The sequence below is a fragment of the Streptococcus sp. k-378 genome (assembly GCF_013277505.1).
Lineage (GTDB): Bacteria > Bacillota > Bacilli > Lactobacillales > Streptococcaceae > Streptococcus > Streptococcus pseudopneumoniae.
This window is the reverse complement of the sequence record NZ_VMNC01000129.1, coordinates 1-582: the sequence shown is the minus strand read 5'-3', so window position 1 is coordinate 582 and position 582 is coordinate 1. Positions and strand designations below refer to the sequence as shown.

Sequence of the window (582 nt, the reverse complement as noted above, 5' to 3'; positions counted from 1 at the left end):
CATCTCTGTGCCTTTCTTGTGTTTGTGGTTGAACAACAAGTATAACACAGAGGTGTTTTCTTATGCCTAGAAGAGCTTTCATTTGACAAGAGGAACCCTTGAAGCAGTTTTGTCAGCTAAACCAAGGCTAATCTTAGCCTTGGCTTGTCAGCTTAACAGCTCCAAGCCTCTTATCAAATGAAATCGAGGGCTAACTATCAGCTAGTTAAAACATCTAATTTTTAGGAGGGCTGGGTGGCTAACTTCATTATAGAACTTTCATTCGAACGTGAAAATGTCCCATTTGATAAAATAGTCGTATGAAAAGTATCCAACTGAATATGAATGAAACGAAAAAATATCTTGTGATATAGTTGCTTAGTTTCAAACAAGCATGTTATAATAAAGCTATGGCATATAGTACAGATTTTAAACAGCGAGCATTAGATTACATCAAAGAGGGGCACAGCCATGTCGAGGCAGCCAAGGTTTTTGATGTCGGCGTCAGAACTCTCTTCACATGGAAAAAGAACTTACGTGAACAAGGACACTTAGAGATGAAAAAGCGAGTCGTCAAAAACCGAAAGATTCCTTTAGAGGAAT

General features: G+C 38.3%; 1 protein-coding gene. It reads left to right on the top strand.

What is annotated here, in order from left to right:
* Positions 1 to 389: 389 nt before the first annotated feature.
* Positions 390 to 582, top strand: a 193-nt coding sequence (locus HT719_RS10370) for an IS630 transposase-related protein (RefSeq protein WP_054388128.1), incomplete at its 3' end; no start/stop codon positions are given.